Origin of the sequence: Bradyrhizobium algeriense, assembly GCF_036924595.1 — a bacterium.
Classification (GTDB): domain Bacteria; phylum Pseudomonadota; class Alphaproteobacteria; order Rhizobiales; family Xanthobacteraceae; genus Bradyrhizobium; species Bradyrhizobium algeriense.
Genome location: NZ_JAZHRV010000001.1, coordinates 2,062,370 through 2,078,063, shown reverse-complemented (window position 1 = coordinate 2,078,063; position 15,694 = coordinate 2,062,370). Strand labels below are relative to the sequence as shown.

General features: G+C 63.6%; 13 protein-coding genes, 1 tRNA gene and 1 pseudogene. 7 read left to right on the top strand and 8 right to left on the bottom strand.

Annotation, left to right across the window (positions count from 1 at the left end; all coding sequences use genetic code 11):
• Positions 1 to 171 precede the first annotated feature (171 nt).
• A pseudogene (locus tag V1286_RS10015) lies at positions 172 to 1,527 on the top strand (hypothetical protein); the annotation flags it as partial.
• A gap of 12 nt (positions 1,528 to 1,539) precedes the next feature.
• Here V1286_RS10015 and V1286_RS10010 read toward each other — a convergent pair.
• The gene (locus V1286_RS10010; RefSeq protein ID WP_334489606.1) at positions 1,540 to 2,292 is read right to left on the bottom strand and encodes an alpha/beta fold hydrolase; all 753 of its coding nucleotides are present in this window, start codon (positions 2,290 to 2,292) and stop codon (positions 1,540 to 1,542) included.
• Between the two features lie 68 nt (positions 2,293 to 2,360).
• A complete protein-coding gene (locus tag V1286_RS10005) occupies positions 2,361 to 3,518 on the bottom strand; it encodes a hypothetical protein (protein ID WP_334479282.1) in 1,158 nt (385 codons plus the stop codon).
• Between the two features lie 265 nt (positions 3,519 to 3,783).
• On the opposite strand from V1286_RS10005, the gene V1286_RS10000 reads away from it, so the two are divergent.
• Positions 3,784 to 4,029, top strand: coding sequence for a zinc-finger domain-containing protein (locus V1286_RS10000; RefSeq protein ID WP_025590194.1), 246 nt, complete (start codon positions 3,784 to 3,786; stop codon positions 4,027 to 4,029).
• Between the two features lie 7 nt (positions 4,030 to 4,036).
• Positions 4,037 to 5,239: an FAD-dependent monooxygenase gene (locus V1286_RS09995; protein ID WP_108516717.1), complete on the top strand. Its 1,203-nt coding sequence runs from the start codon at positions 4,037 to 4,039 to the stop codon at positions 5,237 to 5,239.
• A gap of 56 nt (positions 5,240 to 5,295) precedes the next feature.
• On the opposite strand, the gene V1286_RS09990 is transcribed toward V1286_RS09995, so the two are convergent.
• Positions 5,296 to 5,736, bottom strand: coding sequence for a twin-arginine translocation pathway signal (locus tag V1286_RS09990; RefSeq protein ID WP_334479281.1), 441 nt, complete (start codon positions 5,734 to 5,736; stop codon positions 5,296 to 5,298).
• Positions 5,737 to 5,923: 187 nt separating this feature from the next.
• On the opposite strand from V1286_RS09990, the gene V1286_RS09985 reads away from it, so the two are divergent.
• A tRNA-Leu gene (locus V1286_RS09985) sits at positions 5,924 to 6,010 on the top strand.
• A 204-nt stretch (positions 6,011 to 6,214) separates the two neighbouring features.
• A complete protein-coding gene (locus V1286_RS09980; protein ID WP_334479280.1) occupies positions 6,215 to 6,796 on the top strand; it encodes a TMEM175 family protein in 582 nt (193 codons plus the stop codon).
• Between the two features lie 11 nt (positions 6,797 to 6,807).
• On the opposite strand, the gene V1286_RS09975 is transcribed toward V1286_RS09980, so the two are convergent.
• Complete coding sequence (locus V1286_RS09975) at positions 6,808 to 7,560, bottom strand: lysophospholipid acyltransferase family protein (RefSeq protein ID WP_334479279.1); 753 nt, start codon at positions 7,558 to 7,560, stop codon at positions 6,808 to 6,810.
• A 126-nt stretch (positions 7,561 to 7,686) separates the two neighbouring features.
• On the opposite strand from V1286_RS09975, the gene V1286_RS09970 reads away from it, so the two are divergent.
• On the top strand, positions 7,687 to 8,544 hold the full coding sequence (locus V1286_RS09970; protein WP_334479278.1) for an alpha/beta fold hydrolase: 858 nt from the start codon (positions 7,687 to 7,689) through the stop codon (positions 8,542 to 8,544).
• Positions 8,545 to 8,873: 329 nt separating this feature from the next.
• Here V1286_RS09970 and V1286_RS09965 read toward each other — a convergent pair whose 3' ends face one another.
• Genes V1286_RS09965 through V1286_RS09950 form a run of 4 tightly spaced genes read right to left on the bottom strand, consistent with a single transcriptional unit; the run spans position 8,874 to position 13,990 of the window.
• Entirely contained in the window at positions 8,874 to 10,490 is a 1,617-nt protein-coding gene (locus V1286_RS09965; RefSeq protein ID WP_334479277.1) for an ABC transporter ATP-binding protein, read from the bottom strand.
• A 1-nt stretch (position 10,491) separates the two neighbouring features.
• On the bottom strand, positions 10,492 to 11,415 hold the full coding sequence (locus tag V1286_RS09960) for an ABC transporter permease (protein WP_334479275.1): 924 nt from the start codon (positions 11,413 to 11,415) through the stop codon (positions 10,492 to 10,494).
• On the bottom strand, positions 11,415 to 12,356 hold the full coding sequence (locus V1286_RS09955) for an ABC transporter permease (protein WP_334479273.1): 942 nt from the start codon (positions 12,354 to 12,356) through the stop codon (positions 11,415 to 11,417). Before V1286_RS09955 ends, V1286_RS09960 begins: the two co-directional genes overlap by 1 nt.
• Before the next feature lie 53 nt (positions 12,357 to 12,409).
• The gene (locus V1286_RS09950; protein ID WP_334479271.1) at positions 12,410 to 13,990 is read right to left on the bottom strand and encodes an ABC transporter substrate-binding protein; all 1,581 of its coding nucleotides are present in this window, start codon (positions 13,988 to 13,990) and stop codon (positions 12,410 to 12,412) included.
• 406 nt (positions 13,991 to 14,396) lie between these two features.
• On the opposite strand from V1286_RS09950, the gene V1286_RS09945 reads away from it, so the two are divergent.
• Entirely contained in the window at positions 14,397 to 15,527 is a 1,131-nt protein-coding gene (locus tag V1286_RS09945) for a M20/M25/M40 family metallo-hydrolase (RefSeq protein WP_334479270.1), read from the top strand.
• The last annotated feature ends 167 nt before the right edge of the window (positions 15,528 to 15,694 follow it).

Here is a 15,694-nt window from a genome sequence, read left to right as displayed (position 1 = left end):
TTATAGCACGGCGGGCGGACTTCTGTCCCCGGCAGGCTTCGGCAAATAAACCCCCGCCGGATGCCCCCTGGGGTCAGTTCAAGGTGGTCAGCGATTTCCGGAAATCAAGCCGGCCGGCGTCCGACTATTGGTGAATTTCGGCGGACCCGTCATTCGGCAGATGCTGCCCTGATGGGGGAAAGCCACACCAGCACCCAGATATTGCGGGCGCGGACCGCTGCGGATTCGCGGTCGACCTGGATCGCGGCCATCGCCATCCCGTTGATGTTGCTGGCCCCCGCCCTGTGGAATGGCTATCCCCTGCTCCAGTGGGATACCGGCGGCTACCTGGCGCGGTGGTATGAAGGCTATCTGGTGCCCAGCCGCTCCACGACGTTCGGCCTCTATCTCCATTTCGGCGAGGATTCGAGCTTCTGGATCAACCTCGGGTTCAACGCACTGGCGACGTTGTGGATCCTGCAGTTGACGCTGCGCGTGCTCGGCCAGTCCCAGCCGTTGCGGCTCCTGGCCATGAGCCTCGTGCTGGTCCTGACCACCTCGCTGCCGTGGCTCGCCAGCACGCTGCTGACCGACATTTTCGCCGGCCTGTCCGTGCTGGCACTCTTCATCCTGGTCGCGCATGGCGAGCGGACATCGATCCCGGAAAAATGCCTGCTGTTCGGTCTCACCGCTTTCGCCGCCGCGACGCACAGTGCAACGCTCGCGGTGCTACTGGGCCTGTGCTGCATGGGGTGGATCGCGCGTCCCTTTCTGCGCGGGCGGATTTCCGTTGCCGGACTGACACAAGGTAGCCTCACCATCGTCGCCGGCGCTGCGCTGCTGCTGTCGACCAATTTCGCATTGTCCGGAAAACTGGCATGGACGCCCGGCGGTTATGGCGTCGCCTTCGGGCGGATGCTGCAGGACGGCATCGTCGCGCAGTATTTGCGCGATCAGTGTCCAAAGCAGAGCTTCAAGCTCTGCCCCTATCGCAATCAGCTTCCCGCCACCGCCGACCAGTTCCTGTGGGGCAACAGCATGTTCAACACGCTCGGCCGCTTTCAGGGATTGAGCGATGAGATGGGCTTTATCGTGCTGCATTCGCTGGCCGAATATCCGACCTGGCAAGCCAAGGCGGCGCTGACGGGGACTGCGCAGCAACTGGTTCAGGTCGCCACCGGTGAAGGCATCGGTGTCTGGCTCGGCCATACCTACGGCATCGTCGAGCGCTTTCTTCCCGCGCAGGTGAAGCCGATGCGCGCGGCGCAGCAGCAGCGCTGGCATTTCGATTTCACCGCAATCAACCGGATTCACGTTCCCGTCGCGCTGGCCTCGATGCTGCTGGCCGCGATCCTGTTCGGCCACGGCGTGCTGCGCCGGCCGCTCGACGATCTCACTTTACTCGCCGGTACGGTTTCGTTCGCCGTGCTCGGCAACGCGTTCATCTGTGCGGTGATATCAGGCCCGCACGATCGTTACGGCGCGCGCATGGCGTGGCTTGCGACTACGGTGTTGCTGATCGCGGCGATCCGGCATTTCACCGGTGAAGCGCGCAAGCGCTCATTGCCGCCGCGACAGGAAGTCGGTGACGCCGACCTTGTAGACCTTGTCGCCGACGGCGCGCATGTGATCGCGGTTCGGAATGTCGAGCACCTCGGCGCCCGGAATGATTTTCCCGAGCGCCGCGGCTGAGCCCGCGATCTCGTCTTTGGTGCCGACCGCGATCAGGACCGGGACGCCGATCCCGGCGGCCTCCTCCGATGTCATCAGCTGCCGCGAACCGCGCAGGCAGGCAGCAAGCGCGCGGCGGTCGGAGCGGGTCTGGTCGGCGAAAGCGCGAAACGTCCGACCGACCGGGTCGGCGACGTCCTCCAGCGACGGCGCCTCCAGCGCGATGGCCACGTTCTCGCCGGGGCCGCCGCCCTCGATCAGCCCGATCCCGATGCCGCCGAGGATCGCCGAGCGCAGCCGCTGCGGCTGCTCGCGGGCCAGGATCGCCGTCATTCGCGATCCCAGCGAATAGCCCATGATGTCGGCGCGTTCGATTCCCAGATGATCCAGCAGCGCGATGACGTCGCTTGCCATGATCGCAATTTCGTAATCAGCGGAATCGTACAGCTTTTCGGAATCGCCGTGGCCGCGATTGTCGAGCGCGATCACGCGGCGGCCGTCTTTCCTCAGATCGGAAACCCAGGTCGGATAGACCCAGTTGACGTTCTTGCTGGAGGCGAAGCCGTGCACGAGAACGATCGGATCGCCCTCGCCTTCGTCGAGATAGGCAATTTCGACAGCGCCGTTGTGAAAACTCGGCATCATCAGTTCCATGTTTTGGGGATCGGAATGGGCGAACTTGCAATGACTGCAAGTCTAGCCTTCGAAGTCTAGCCTTGCGCGACAGCGCCCGCCAGAGCAGGGCCGGACGGCAAGCCTGCCGCCGCCTGCCGTCTCAATCGCCGCGCCTTCTTGCGACGCAGCCACGCTTCGGTGGCCCGCTCGGTGGTCGCCTTGATCGACGACAGAAAACCGAACAGCGCCAACAGCGCACCGAACAGCCACATCGTCAGATTGAAGGCGCCGGTCGCCAGCAGCAGCGCGCCGCGGCCGAGCACTTTCAGAATCGCGCGAGTCTGGCCGCCCTTGGATTCGGCAAGCCGTGCGGCGCGCGCGACGTCCTTTGGCCCTTGCGCGATGCGCAACGTATCAAGCGCCCCGCGCGTGCCGGCCTTTTCGCCGACGCGTCCGACGTCTTTCGCCAGCCGCACCAGCGCGCCGGCCTTCTCGGCACGGAACGCCGCCTTGATCGCGGTAATGGTTTCTCCCGGCCGCAGCACCGAGCCCTTCGCGACCGCCTGCTGCAGGACGGGCGCATCGACGACCTCGCGCACCGAACGCCCGGCCCATTGCGTCAGCCCCTCGCCCAGCCGTCCGACCTTGCGGGCTCCCTTGACCATGCTGAGGCCGGCGCGCACCGGGCCGACGCCGCCGACAGACACATAGGTCGCGGCGGTCACCGCGAGCCCTACCGTCGCCAGGCCCAGCACCAGCCGGTCCACGTCCTCGCCCGTCGCCAGATGCTTGCCCTCGCGCACGACGTCCCTGATATCGCCGTACACGAAGAGATCGCCGGCGACCGTACCCGACAGGCTCGCGACGTCGTCGGTCCTACCGGTCACCAGACCGGTGGCAAAGCGCTTGGCAAAATGCGAAGCCGAACCCGCGTCGGTAACGGCATCGCTGACGCGCTTCGACAGTTTGTCGCTGACGAGAATGCCCTTGTCGCGGGCGAGTTCGACAAAGCTGTTGGCGAGATCGGAATCACCCTCCGCGAGGGCCGCCTCGATATGGTCGGCGACCAACGACTGATTGCTCCGCAGGGCCGAATTGATGTGGATATCGGACAGCACCGCAGGGTCGTCCTGCGCCGCCAGAATGGCTGTGGCCTCTCGGGCGTGCGGCCACAGCGCCGCGCACACCGCCACGCTGAGCGCCATGCACCCTAACGCCCCTGCCAGCGTCGAACCGACCCGCAACCGCCTCATCCCAAAAAGCCCAATGTTTTCGTCTTTCTCAAGATGGTATGCCGTTTTTAAGACACAACTGCCCCGACGAAAGAAGGGCTTTTCTCCCACGACAAGATTGTGTCGAATTTGCATGAGCAGATGTGCGGCGGGACCTCCCGAATCGGCTCCAAGAATCGGCTCTAGGAATCATCGGCACCCGCCATTATGGATGGTGCGCGGCATTTCGAAATTGCCGCGTCGCGTTGATTGCGTGCGCCCGTCGTTGCTATCCAAGGTGAACCTGATGTCCGACCATGTCGTTCCGCATTTCCATAACGACGCCGGAGTCTCGGTGATCGAGATCGGCTCGCAGGAATTCATGTGCGTGGGCGCCAACCCGCCGTTCGACCATCCGCACGTGTTCCTCGACCTCGGCAACGATAACGAGATCATCTGTCCCTATTGCTCGACGCTGTACCGCTTTGCCGCCGACCTCGCCGCGGGTGAGGCCCGCCCGCCGGAATGCGTCCTGAAGGACAAGGTCGCCTGACCTTTCGGTGGCTGCCGCGCGCACCATCATCGTTGCTGGTGCCGGGATCGGGGGACTGACGGCAGCGCTTTCGCTCGCCGCGAAAGGCTTCCGCGTCATCATTCTGGAGAAGGCCGAACGGCTGGAGGAAGCCGGTGCTGGGCTGCAGCTTTCGCCCAACGCCAGCCGCATCCTGGTCGACCTCGGCCTGCGGTCGCGGCTTGCGCCGCGTGCCGTGACGCCCGAGGCCATCAACATCATGAGTGCGCGGGCGGGTGGCGAGATCGCCCGCCTGCCGCTCGGCGAAGCCGCCAGCCTTCGCGCCGGCGCGCCCTATTGGGTGATGCACCGCGCCGATCTGCAGGGCGCCCTTCAGGCGGAGGTCAACGACCATCCGGACATCGATCTGCGGCTCGGCTGCCAGTTCGAGGACGTGACCTCGCACGCCAAGGGGCTGACCGTGGTCCAGCGCCGCGGCAATGCACGCCAACAGGAGCTGGCCGTGGCGCTGATCGGAGCCGACGGCATCTGGTCGGCGGTACGGAACCACTTGTTCCCGGCGGTGCAACCGCAGTTTTCCGGCCTGATCGCCTGGCGCGGAACCCTCGATGCGACGACGCTGCCGCGCGAATATACCGCGCCGCGGGTGCAGCTCTGGATGGGGCCGGACGCGCATCTGGTTGCCTACCCGATCTCGGCGGCGCGCCAGATCAACGTGGTGGCGATCGTGCCGGGAACCTGGAACAGGCCGGGCTGGAGCGCACCCGGCGATGCCAACGAACTCAAGAGCGCGTTCGCCTCGCAGCGCTGGCCCGCGACCGCGCGGATGCTGATCGGCGCCGTCGACGGGTGGCGGCGATGGGCGCTGTTCACCCTGCCCGACATTGGCGAATGGACGGACGGTGCGATCGCACTGCTTGGCGACGCCGCGCATGCAATGCTGCCGTTTGCCGCGCAGGGCGCGGGAATGGCGATCGAGGACGCCGCCGTGCTCGCCAAATCCTTAAGCGAAAGCCCGGGCGGCAATATCGCGGGCATCCCGGCAACCCTGAAGCATTATGCCCGGCTGCGGCGCGGCCGCGTGCTGCGCGTGCAGCGCGCCGCGCGGCAACAGGGGCGCATCTATCATCTCACCGGACCACTGGCGCTGGCGCGCGACGTCGCCATCAAGGCGATGGGCCCGCAGCGCATGCTGGCGCGGCAGGACTGGATCTATGACTGGCGAGTGTGAATCCGCGGGCTCTACGGCCCCCGGATTACGCTTCGCTCCATCCGAGCAACGACACCTTAATTCGCGCTACGGCTAGCCTTCGAACGGCTGCCCTTGGCAGCGGGAGCCGTGATCGATGGCGGGACCGGCGCAGGTCTGGCTTCCGGTTTCGATTCCTGGCACCTGTTCTTCTGCCAGGCTTCATCAGCCAGCTTCGACTGTCCGCGCAGCGCAATATAGTCATTGCGATAGGCCATCTCCGCCACCACGGAGCCGGCGACGCCGGTTTCGGCCTTCGTCATCAGCCCCTGCACCTCCGCGGTGCGGGCGGCAAGGCTCTTGCGCTCGGGCTCGAGCTGCTTGCAATCGTAGAGATCGTACTTGGCGGGGTCGGCGAAGGCCGGGGAAATGGTGTCACTCATCCCGGCGCAGCCGGACAGGCCGGCTCCGAGCGCAACCAGCGCCAGCGTGGCAAGGCTGTGCGAGAATAACCGGCGATGGGACAGCGAGTTGGGCATCGGACCTTCGTTAAGTGGATTATGTTGAGATTGCCTAAAGCTCGCCGCAGGTAAACACCCCAAGTGTCCGCATTGAGGCTTTGCTTTGGCGGCGCGCTCACTTAAAGGTGGGGGGCGTTTTGGCCAGAGACTATCCCAATTCCACTTCTCCGGAAAACGCGCTAAGTATCTGATCTTCTGAGACTAAGCGGACGTGGCGGAATTGGTAGACGCAAGGGACTTAAAATCCCTCGATGGCAACGTCGTGTGGGTTCGAGTCCCACCGCCCGCACCAGCCTTCGCTCGCGAAGCGAGTGAAGGCTGCCGCGCCGAAGCCGACAGGCGAAGGCGGGCTTTGCCTCCGCGAGCTACGGCTTGGCAAGCCACGCCCTGACGGGCTACGCGTGGCGCAGCCACGCGACGACCGTAAGGGCGGAGCGTGTCCGGCATAGCCTGAGTGAAGCGAAGGCGACGACGGACTGGTGACGTACGGGGGCATATGCCACAAATCGCTCTTTTCGAAATGCGCCGGCTGGAAATGCTGAGCAACACCATCTTTGGCGTTGCCATGACGCTGCTCGCCTATGATTTGCCGAAGGCCTCCAGCTTCAAGCAGGCGCCTGACTGGCACGACCTGATGCGTGTTTATGCGCAACCGATCATCGCACTGATGATCAGCTTTATCGTCGCCGGCATGTTCTGGTTCAGCCATCACCGCCGGCTCGCGGTTGCGCCGGAAGGCGGCCGAGGCGTGGTGTTTCTCAATCTGTTTTTTCTGCTCGCGATCATCATCCTGCCGGTGACCAACGGACTCTATGGCGCCTATCGGCTCGATGGCGTGCTGGCTGTCCTCTACGGGTTTCACCTCACCATCATCGCCGTGCTGAACGCGGTGCTATGGGTTCTTGCGCTCAGGGGCCGCAGCGATCCGCATTTAATGGCGACAGCGCTGTTTCCGGTGTTCGTGTTCGTCCTCGGGACGGCCATGGCGTTGGTAGCCCCGCGAATTGCGCAGTTCGTCTGGTGCCTGGCTTTCCTGGCACCGCTGGCGGGCTGGATCGCCGGACGTCGAGCTGGCTAAGCGATGTGGTCTCATCGCGTCGGGGGCCGACGCGAAACCTTCGCCTCGCTCACCGTCAGCAACCGGCCCGCCTCCTCGGCAATCATCCGCTCCATCTTTTCCTGAAATTCCTTGCGCGGCAGGCCGGGCGCGATCGGCGGCAGAAACGACAGTGTGATGATGCCTGAGTGCATCGTCAGCTTCTTCTTGTCCCAAAACAGGCCGGAATTGCACGCCGCCGGCACGACTGACACGTCGAGGTTCGTGTACAGGGCGGAAATGCCGGCCGACTGGAACTTCATAGGCTCGTCGATCGCCTGACGCGTGCCTTGCGGAAACAACAGCACCTTGCGCCCCTCGCCAACCGCGCGCCTTGCTTCATCGACCATCTGGCGCAGCGCCTGGCGGCCTGCCGAGCGATCGACCAGGATCATCGGATAGCGCTCCAGAAACCAACCAACGAGCGGGAGCTTCCTCAACTCCTTCTTGGCGACGATGCTGGCGTCCGGAAAGATCACGCAGAGCGCGGCTGTTTCCCACAGCGATTGATGATTGCAGGCGATGATGCAGGGTCCATCAGGAACGTGCTCCCGCCCCTCGACGCGATAATCCAGCCCCACCACGTACTTCATCAGGAACAGGATGCCGTTCGCCCACACCTGGGAGACCGCGCGCACTGTCGCGCTGCTCGCATTGAACAGCGCCATGAACGGCACCGATAGCGAAACGACGACCGTCAGGATCACTACGGCGGCATCGAATAGAATCGACCTCAGATAATGCAAACGTCCGTCCCTCGGGCCTCTATGCGGCTTCCAATACAGCACTTTTCCCGGGTTGCACAATTCCGGCCACCCCACTGAAATATGTCTCACCACGGATCGGCCCGATTGCCCGTCCAGGATCGCCTCATGCCGGCATCAGAACAAATCGCCATCGCGCCGCATCTCGTCTTCGATGCCGTCACCGCCGGCACATCAGGGGCGCCGCTGGTGCTGCTGCTGCACGGCTTTGCGGAATCGATGCATTGCTGGCGCGCCCAGGTCACGGCGCTCGGCGACATGGGCTATCGCGCCATTGCGCCGAGCCAGCGCGGCTATTCACCGGGCGCCCGGCCGGATCCGCGCGAGTTTTCGCACTATTTGATCGACCGCCTGATGGACGACGCGATGGCGATCGTGGCGGCCGCGGGCTATGGCGAGGCCCGCTTCCATCTCGTGGGCCACGACTGGGGCGGCAGCATCGCCTGGGGCATTGCCGACCGCCACCACGCGCGGCTGGCCTCGCTCACCATTCTCTCGCGGCCGCATCCGAACGCATTCAATCGCGCGCTGATGGCTGACAGCGAGCAGGCCCAGCGCTCAAGGCACCACAAGGCGTTTCTGGAACCGGATGCCGCCGATGTCGTGCTGGCCGACGACGCCAAATGGCTGCGCGATCGTCTGACCGCCAATGGCGTCCCTGCCGACGCGATCGAGATGCATCTCGCCGTGCTCGGCAACAAGGATGCGATGGAAGCGGCGCTCGCGTGGTATCGCGCTCGCGGCGCGATCCGCGGGCCACTCGGCCCGATCCGCGTTCCGACGCTTTATATCTGGGGCGACGCCGACGACACCGTCGGCCGCAACGCCGCCAAAGGCACGGTCGATTTCATCGCCGCCCCCTATCGTTTCGAGGTGCTTCCGGGCGTCGGGCATTTTGCGGCGGATCAGGCGCCGGAACGTGTATGCGAATTAATGCTGGAACATCTCGCCGCGCATCCGGCGTAAGCGGAACGCAACACCCGCAAAAATGTTGTCATGCACAAAAAAGGAGTATGACGACATGGCCAGCGAACAACCCTCAGACAAGCCTGCCGCAACCGGGCGCAAATCGCCCCCGGATCGGCGGCCCTCCCAGCCACAGCAACCGCCAATCCCCCCGCCGCTGGCGAATGATGGCCCGGAACTGGTGCGGGATAGCCACTGCTAGCTTCACCGTCATTGCCTGCGACAAACGCGAAGCGTTTGCGCAAGGGAGCGTTAGCGACGACTGCGTCCGCCGAAGCTCAAAGAGCGAAGGCGGACAAGTCGCTTCACAAAACGGGTCGATGACGCCATCAGGCGCTAGCGGCGAATTCCTGATTCCGGCCCGGAGCGGCGTCGAACAGCGCCTTGGTGTATTCGTGCTGGGGCGCGGCAAAAACGTCTGCCGTGGCGCCCTGCTCGACAATCACCCCGCGCTGCATGACCGCGATCCGGTCACAGACCTGGGCGGCCACGCGTAGATCATGCGTGATGAACAGCACCGCCAGATCGAACTTGCGGCGCACTTCATCCAGAAGCTTCAGCACCTGATCCTGCACGGAGACGTCGAGCGCCGATACCGGCTCGTCGCCGATCAGCAATTCAGGCTCCATCGCCAAAGCCCGCGCGATGCAGATCCGCTGGCGCTGGCCGCCGGAGAACTGATGCGGGAAGCGATCGATCGCGGCCGGCGGCAGATGCACCACCGCCATCAGGTCTCGTGCCCGCTGCAGCGCCTCCTTGCGGCTGAGGCCAAAATTCATCGGCCCCTCAATGATCGCCTCGCCGACCGTGCGGCGCGGATTGAGCGATCGATACGGGTCTTGGAAGATGAACTGAATGCGCCGGCGCATCGGACGGAATTTTGCTTCCCGCATCGCTGCGATATTGACGCCGTCGATCTTGATGCCGCCGGCTGACGTATCGACCAGCCGCGCGACGCAGCGCGCCACCGTCGATTTGCCGGAGCCGGACTCACCGACAATGCCCAGCGTTTCGCCGCGCCGGATCGTCAGCGAGACGTCCTTGACCGCGGCGACCACGCGCGCCTTCGGCTGGAACAGCGAGCGCTTGCCATAGGTCTTGAAAAGATTTTCGGTCTCCAGAACCACCGGTCCGGTCACCGGCGATCGCTTTGGCGGCGTCATGCTCGGCACCGCGCCCAATAGCATCTTGGTATAATCCTCGCGCGGATTCCGCAGCAGCTCCTCGCAGGGGCCCTGCTCCACGATCCGGCCCATCTGCATCACCACGACACGGTCGGCGATCTCGGAGACGACGCCGAAATCATGAGTGATGAACAGCACGCCGGTTTTCTTGCGGCCCTGCATTTCCCGCACGAGCTTGAGGATCTGCGCCTGCGTGGTGACGTCGAGCGCGGTGGTCGGCTCGTCGGCAATCAGCAGCGCGGGGTCGAGCACCAGCGCCGCCGCGATCATGATCCGCTGGCGCTGACCGCCGGAGAGCTGATGCGGATAGGCGTCGATCATCTGTTCGGGATCGGGCAGATGCACCGCGCGCATGATCTCGAGCACACGCGCGCGCTGCTCTTTCTGGTCGAGGCTGGTGTGGATCTCCAGCACTTCGCGGATCTGGTCGCCAACCCGCTCGACCGGATTGAGCGCGGTCATCGGCTCCTGAAATACCATGGCCATGCGGGTGCCGCGGATCGCGCGCAGCTCGGCGTCGGACTTGGTGAGCAGTTGATCGCCCTGCAGCCGGACCGAGCCGCTCTCGACCTGCATCGCGCCTTTCGGCAGCAGGCCCATCACGGCCTGCGCCGTCACTGATTTGCCCGAGCCGGATTCGCCGACCACGCAGACGATCTCGTCAGCACCGACAGTCAGGTTGATGCCCTGCACGGCATGCGTCCTGTCGCCTCCGTTGATGGCGACGGAAAGATTCGAGACTTCGAGGACAGCGTTGCTCACATCACACCCGCTTCGCCATTTTGGGATCGAGCGTATCGCGCAAGCCGTCGCCGAGAACGTTGACGGCAAGGATCGTGAACGCAAGGCACACGCCGGGATAGATGATGTTGTGCGGATACAGGCTGAAGACCTGCCGGCCCTCGGCCATGATGTTGCCCCAGGTCGGCACCTCCGGCGGCACGCCGATGCCGAGGAACGACAGGATGGCCTCGATGAGAATGGCCGAGGCGCAGATGAAGGTGCCCTGCACGATCATGGGCGCGATCGTGTTGGGCAGCACATGCCGCCACAACAATTTCGGCGTCGAAGTGCCGAGCGTCACCGCCGCCTCGACATAGGGCTCCTCGCGCACGCTGAGCACGATCGAGCGCACCAGCCGGACCACGCCGGGAATCTGCGGAACGGTGATCGCGATAATCACCGTCCACACACTGGAGCGGAACAGCGACACCATGGCGATCGCCAGCAGGATCGCCGGGATCGCCATCAGGCCGTCCATGATCCGCATGATGACGGCGTCGAGAATGCGGAAGAAGCCGGCGAGCAGACCGATGAACAGGCCACAGGCGACGCTGATCAGCGCCACCGTAATGCCGACGAAGAGCGAGACGCGCGCGCCATAGACCACGCGGCTGTAGACGTCACGTCCCAGGCTGTCCGTGCCGAACTTGGCGATCATCTTGATGCGTTCGCCGGTATCCGTCCGCATCGTGATTTCCGCGCCGGGAACCTTGTTTCGTGCGATCGGGCTGATCGCCGTCGGATCGATGGTTCCGATCCAGGGCGCCAATAGTCCCATCAGCAAAACGATCGCAATGACGGCGGCGCCGAAAACCACGCTCGGGTTACGCAGTAGTTTACGATACGCAGCCGGCTTGCCTGGGCTCGCCGGCAGTACGGGTTCGAGGATCGTCGCGTCGGCCATCAGTAGCGGATCCTGGGATCGAGAACGGTATAGATCATATCAACCGCCAGGTTGATCATGACGTAGACGAATGAAAACAGCAGAATGACGGCCTGGATCGTCGGGTAGTCGCGCGCCAGCACCGCGTCCACCGTCAGCCTGCCAAGGCCGGGGATCGTGAACACGCTTTCGGTAACGACGACGCCGCCGATCAGGAGTGCCACGCCGAGGCCGATCACCGTGACGATCGGTACTGCCGCGTTGCGTAGCGCATGGCGGAACAGCACCTTTCGCTCGATCTGTCCCTTGGCTCTCGCGGTGCGGATGTAATCTTCCGACAGCACTTCCAGCACGCTGGTGCGCGTCATACGCGCGATCAGCGCGATATAAATCACCGACAAGGTCACCGACGGCAGGATCAACCGTTGCACCCAGCCGCCAACCCCCTCCGAGATTCGCTGATAGCCCTGCACCGGCAGCCAGTTCAAATAGACCGCGAACAGATAGATCAGGAGATAGCCGACCACGAACACGGGCACGGAAAATCCGAGCACCGAAAAGCCCATCACCATGCGATCAATCCACGAACCGTGCCGGTGCGCCGCCAGCACGCCGAGCGGAACGGCGACAACCACCGCGATCAGGATCGTGAACAAGGCGAGCGACAGGGTTGGCTCGATGCGTTCGCCGATCAGCGCGGCTACGGTCTTCTTGAAGAAGAAGCTCTCGCCGAAATCGCCGGTCAGCACCCTGGCGGACCAGATGAAGAATTGCTCGATCATCGGCCGGTCGAGGCCGAGCTGGCTGCGGATCTGCGCCACCTGTTCGGTGGTGGCATTGTCGCCGGCGATGACTGCCGCCGGGTCGGACGGGGTCAGCCGCAGCATCAGGAAGATGAAGACCGCGACCACCAGTATCACGGGGACCGTGCCGAGCAATCGCCGGAAGAAGTAGCCATACATAGGTCGATCCCCGAGACGAAACGGGCGGCTGGAAGCCGCCCGCTTCCTTCACATCACTTCGTGACTTCGATGTTCCAATGCACCGGGACCGGCGCCATCAAGAGCCCCTTGACGTTCTTGCGAACAGCAATCGGTGTAATGTACTCGCCGACCGGGATCATGGCCGTGATCTCGATGTTGCGCTTCTGGACCGCTTCCGCGATCTCCTTCTGCTTCGCCAGATCGGTTGAGCGCGCAAATTCGTCGCGCAGCTTCTCCATCTCCGGGTCGCAGGGCCATCCGAACGATGCCTTGTCGCACCCTGAATTCACATAGGCGGCGGAAACCGGGTTCATCACGTCGGCCGTGATCCAGGCCGTCAGGAAGGCATTCCAGCCACCGGCGCTCGGCGGATCCTTCTTGGCGCGGCGCGCAACCAGGGTCTGCCAGTCCATGGACTGCATGTCGACCTTGAAGCCGGCTTTTTCCATCAGTGATTTCGCCACCGGCGCGAGGTTGGTCAGAACCTTCAGGTCGGTGGAGTGCATCAGCAACACGGGCGTGCCGTCATAGCCCGCTTCCTTCAGGAGTTCCTGCGCTTTCTTGGCGTTCGAGGTAAGAATGGCGTCCGTTCCCTTGGTCGTCCCGAACGCGGTGTCGCAGACAAACAGCGCCTTGCACGACTTGATGTAGTTCTCGTCACCGATGGTCGCCATCAGGAAGTCTTCCTGATTGAAGGCGTACCACAAGGCCTGACGGACCTTCGGATTGTCGAACGGCTTGTGCAGGTGGTTCGGACGGAAGACGTACTGCGCCTTGATCTGCGGCACCTCGACGATTGCGATGTTGGTATCTTTCTTCAAGCCGCCCAGGAGATCGTGGCTGGGCTGCTCGATATAGTCGATCTCGCCCTTTTGCAGCGCGTTCACGGCTTGCTGCGCGTCGGAAATGGCGCGCCACTCGACGCGATCCACCTTGACAACCTTGCCGCCGGCAAGACCGGAGGCCGGCTCGGCGCGCGGCTTGTACTTGTCGAACTTGACGTAGACGGTCTTGTCGCCGGGTTTCCACTCATCCTTGACGAAGACGAAGGGTCCCGATCCCGTAAAATCCTCGATCTGTTTGTTGGGGTCCGTTTCGGCGACACGCTTGGGCATCATGAACGGCACGTTCGACGAGGGCTTCGAGAGGCCCAGCAGCACGAGACCTGTCGATTCCTTGAGCTTGATGGTGAAAGTCTTGGCATCGACAGCGGTCATCGAGTCGACGAACGTCATCATCTTCTGGCCGAGGGAGTCCTTCGCGGCCCAGCGTTTGATCGAGGCAATGCAATCTTCCGACGTTACCGGTTGCCCGTCATGCCATAGCAGTCCCTCGCGCAGCGTGAAGGTGTAGCCCTTGCCGTCCGCCGCGGCTTCGTACTTCTCCACCATCTGCGGCTTGATCTCGCCCTTTTCATCCTGCGCGAGCAGCGTGTCGTAGATCATGTAACCGTGGTTGCGGACGATATAGGCCGTGGTCCAGATTGGATCCAGGATCTTCAGATCCGAGTGCATGACGGCGCGCAACGTGGTCTGGGCAAGCGCGGGTGCTGCCACAGTCACCAGGCTGCCGACACAAGTCGCAGCAAGAATTGCTTTTCTGAACGCGTTCATTCCTTCACCTCCGTTGTCGTCTCGACGCCCGAACGCCTAATGTTCGGGCCCCTGCCCGGTTTCTAAGCGGACTATAGGGTCGATATTCAGCTTCACAACACCCTTTTGACCCGACGACACTGGTGACGCCGGCGCTCAGGCAGAAATCAGGACAGCCCTCCGGACAGGTCCATTCGCGGCCGGCTTACGCCCGTCGCCGAAATGGATTGCAGTCCCGGTTCAGCTCCGCCAACACGCCTTCTCAAAAACCTACAATCAAGAATGATGCCAGAATTACCGTTGCCCCTGCCTCGCACCGGGAAGGTCCGAAGGTGCCATGTTTTCCCTTTACAAATTCGCCGCCGATCCCTCTCGTAAAGGGCCCACACCGAAACCAAACATTCCGGCCTAACCGGGAGGACCCATCATGAATCCTGCCAACCTTCCCTTCGATTCCGAGACCATGCTGCAGGGTTTGCGGGCCTGGGTGGAATGCGAAAGCCCCACCTGGGATTCGCGTGCGGTCGATCGCATGCTCGATCTTGCGGCGCGCGAAATGGCCATCATGGGTGCGACCATCGAACGCATCGCCGGACGGCAGGGTTTTGCCGGCTGCGTCCGCGCGCGCTTCCCTCACCCGAAGCAGGGCGAGCCCGGCATTCTGATCGCGGGTCATCTCGATACCGTCCATCCCGTCGGCACGCTGGAAAAGCTGGCGTGGCGGCGCGAAGGCAACAAATGCTACGGCCCGGGCATCTTCGACATGAAGGGCGGCAACTACCTCACCCTCGAAGCCATCCGGCAACTGGCCCGCGCCGCGTTCACGACGCCGCTGCCGATCACCGTGCTGTTCACGCCGGACGAAGAGGTCGGCACGCCGTCGACCCGCGACATCATCGAGGCCGAAGCCGCCCGCAACAAATATGTGCTGGTGCCGGAGCCCGGCCGCACGAACAACGGCGTGGTGACCGGGCGATATGCCATTGCCCGCTTCAATCTCGAAGCGGTCGGCAAGCCGAGCCATGCCGGCGCCACGCTCTCTGCCGGCCGTTCCGCGATCCGCGAAATGGCACGCCAGATTATCACTATCGACGGCATGACGACCGAAGATTGCACCTTCTCGGTCGGCATCGTGCATGGCGGCCAATGGGTCAATTGCGTCGCCACCACCTGCACCGGCGAGGCGCTCAGCATGGCCAAGCGACAGGCCGACCTCGATCGCGGCGTCGAACGGATGCTCGCGCTTTCCGGGAGCAGCAATGATGTCACGTTCAAGGTCACCCGCGGTGTGACCCGGCCGGTGTGGGAACCGGATGCCGGCACGATGGCGCTCTACGAGCAGGCCCGCAACGTGGCCCGGCAAATGGGCGTCGAACTCCCGCATGGCAGCGCCGGTGGCGGCTCCGACGGTAATTTTACGGGCGCGATGGGCATCCCCACCCTCGACGGCTTGGGTGTTCGCGGCGCCGACGCTCACACGCTTAACGAACATATCGAGGTCGACAGCCTCGCCGAGCGTGGCCGTTTGATGGCCGGATTGCTGGCGACGCTGACGTGATCTAACGCACCGCAAGACGCAGCATGGATTGCTTCCGCCTTCGCTCATCGAGCTACGGCGGACGAGTCGCTTCCTTGCGCAAACGCTTCGCGTTTGTCGCAGGCAATGACGGTGGGGCGGCATGCAAAACGGAATTGCTTCGCAGCTTGCGCTTGCCACGATGTCAC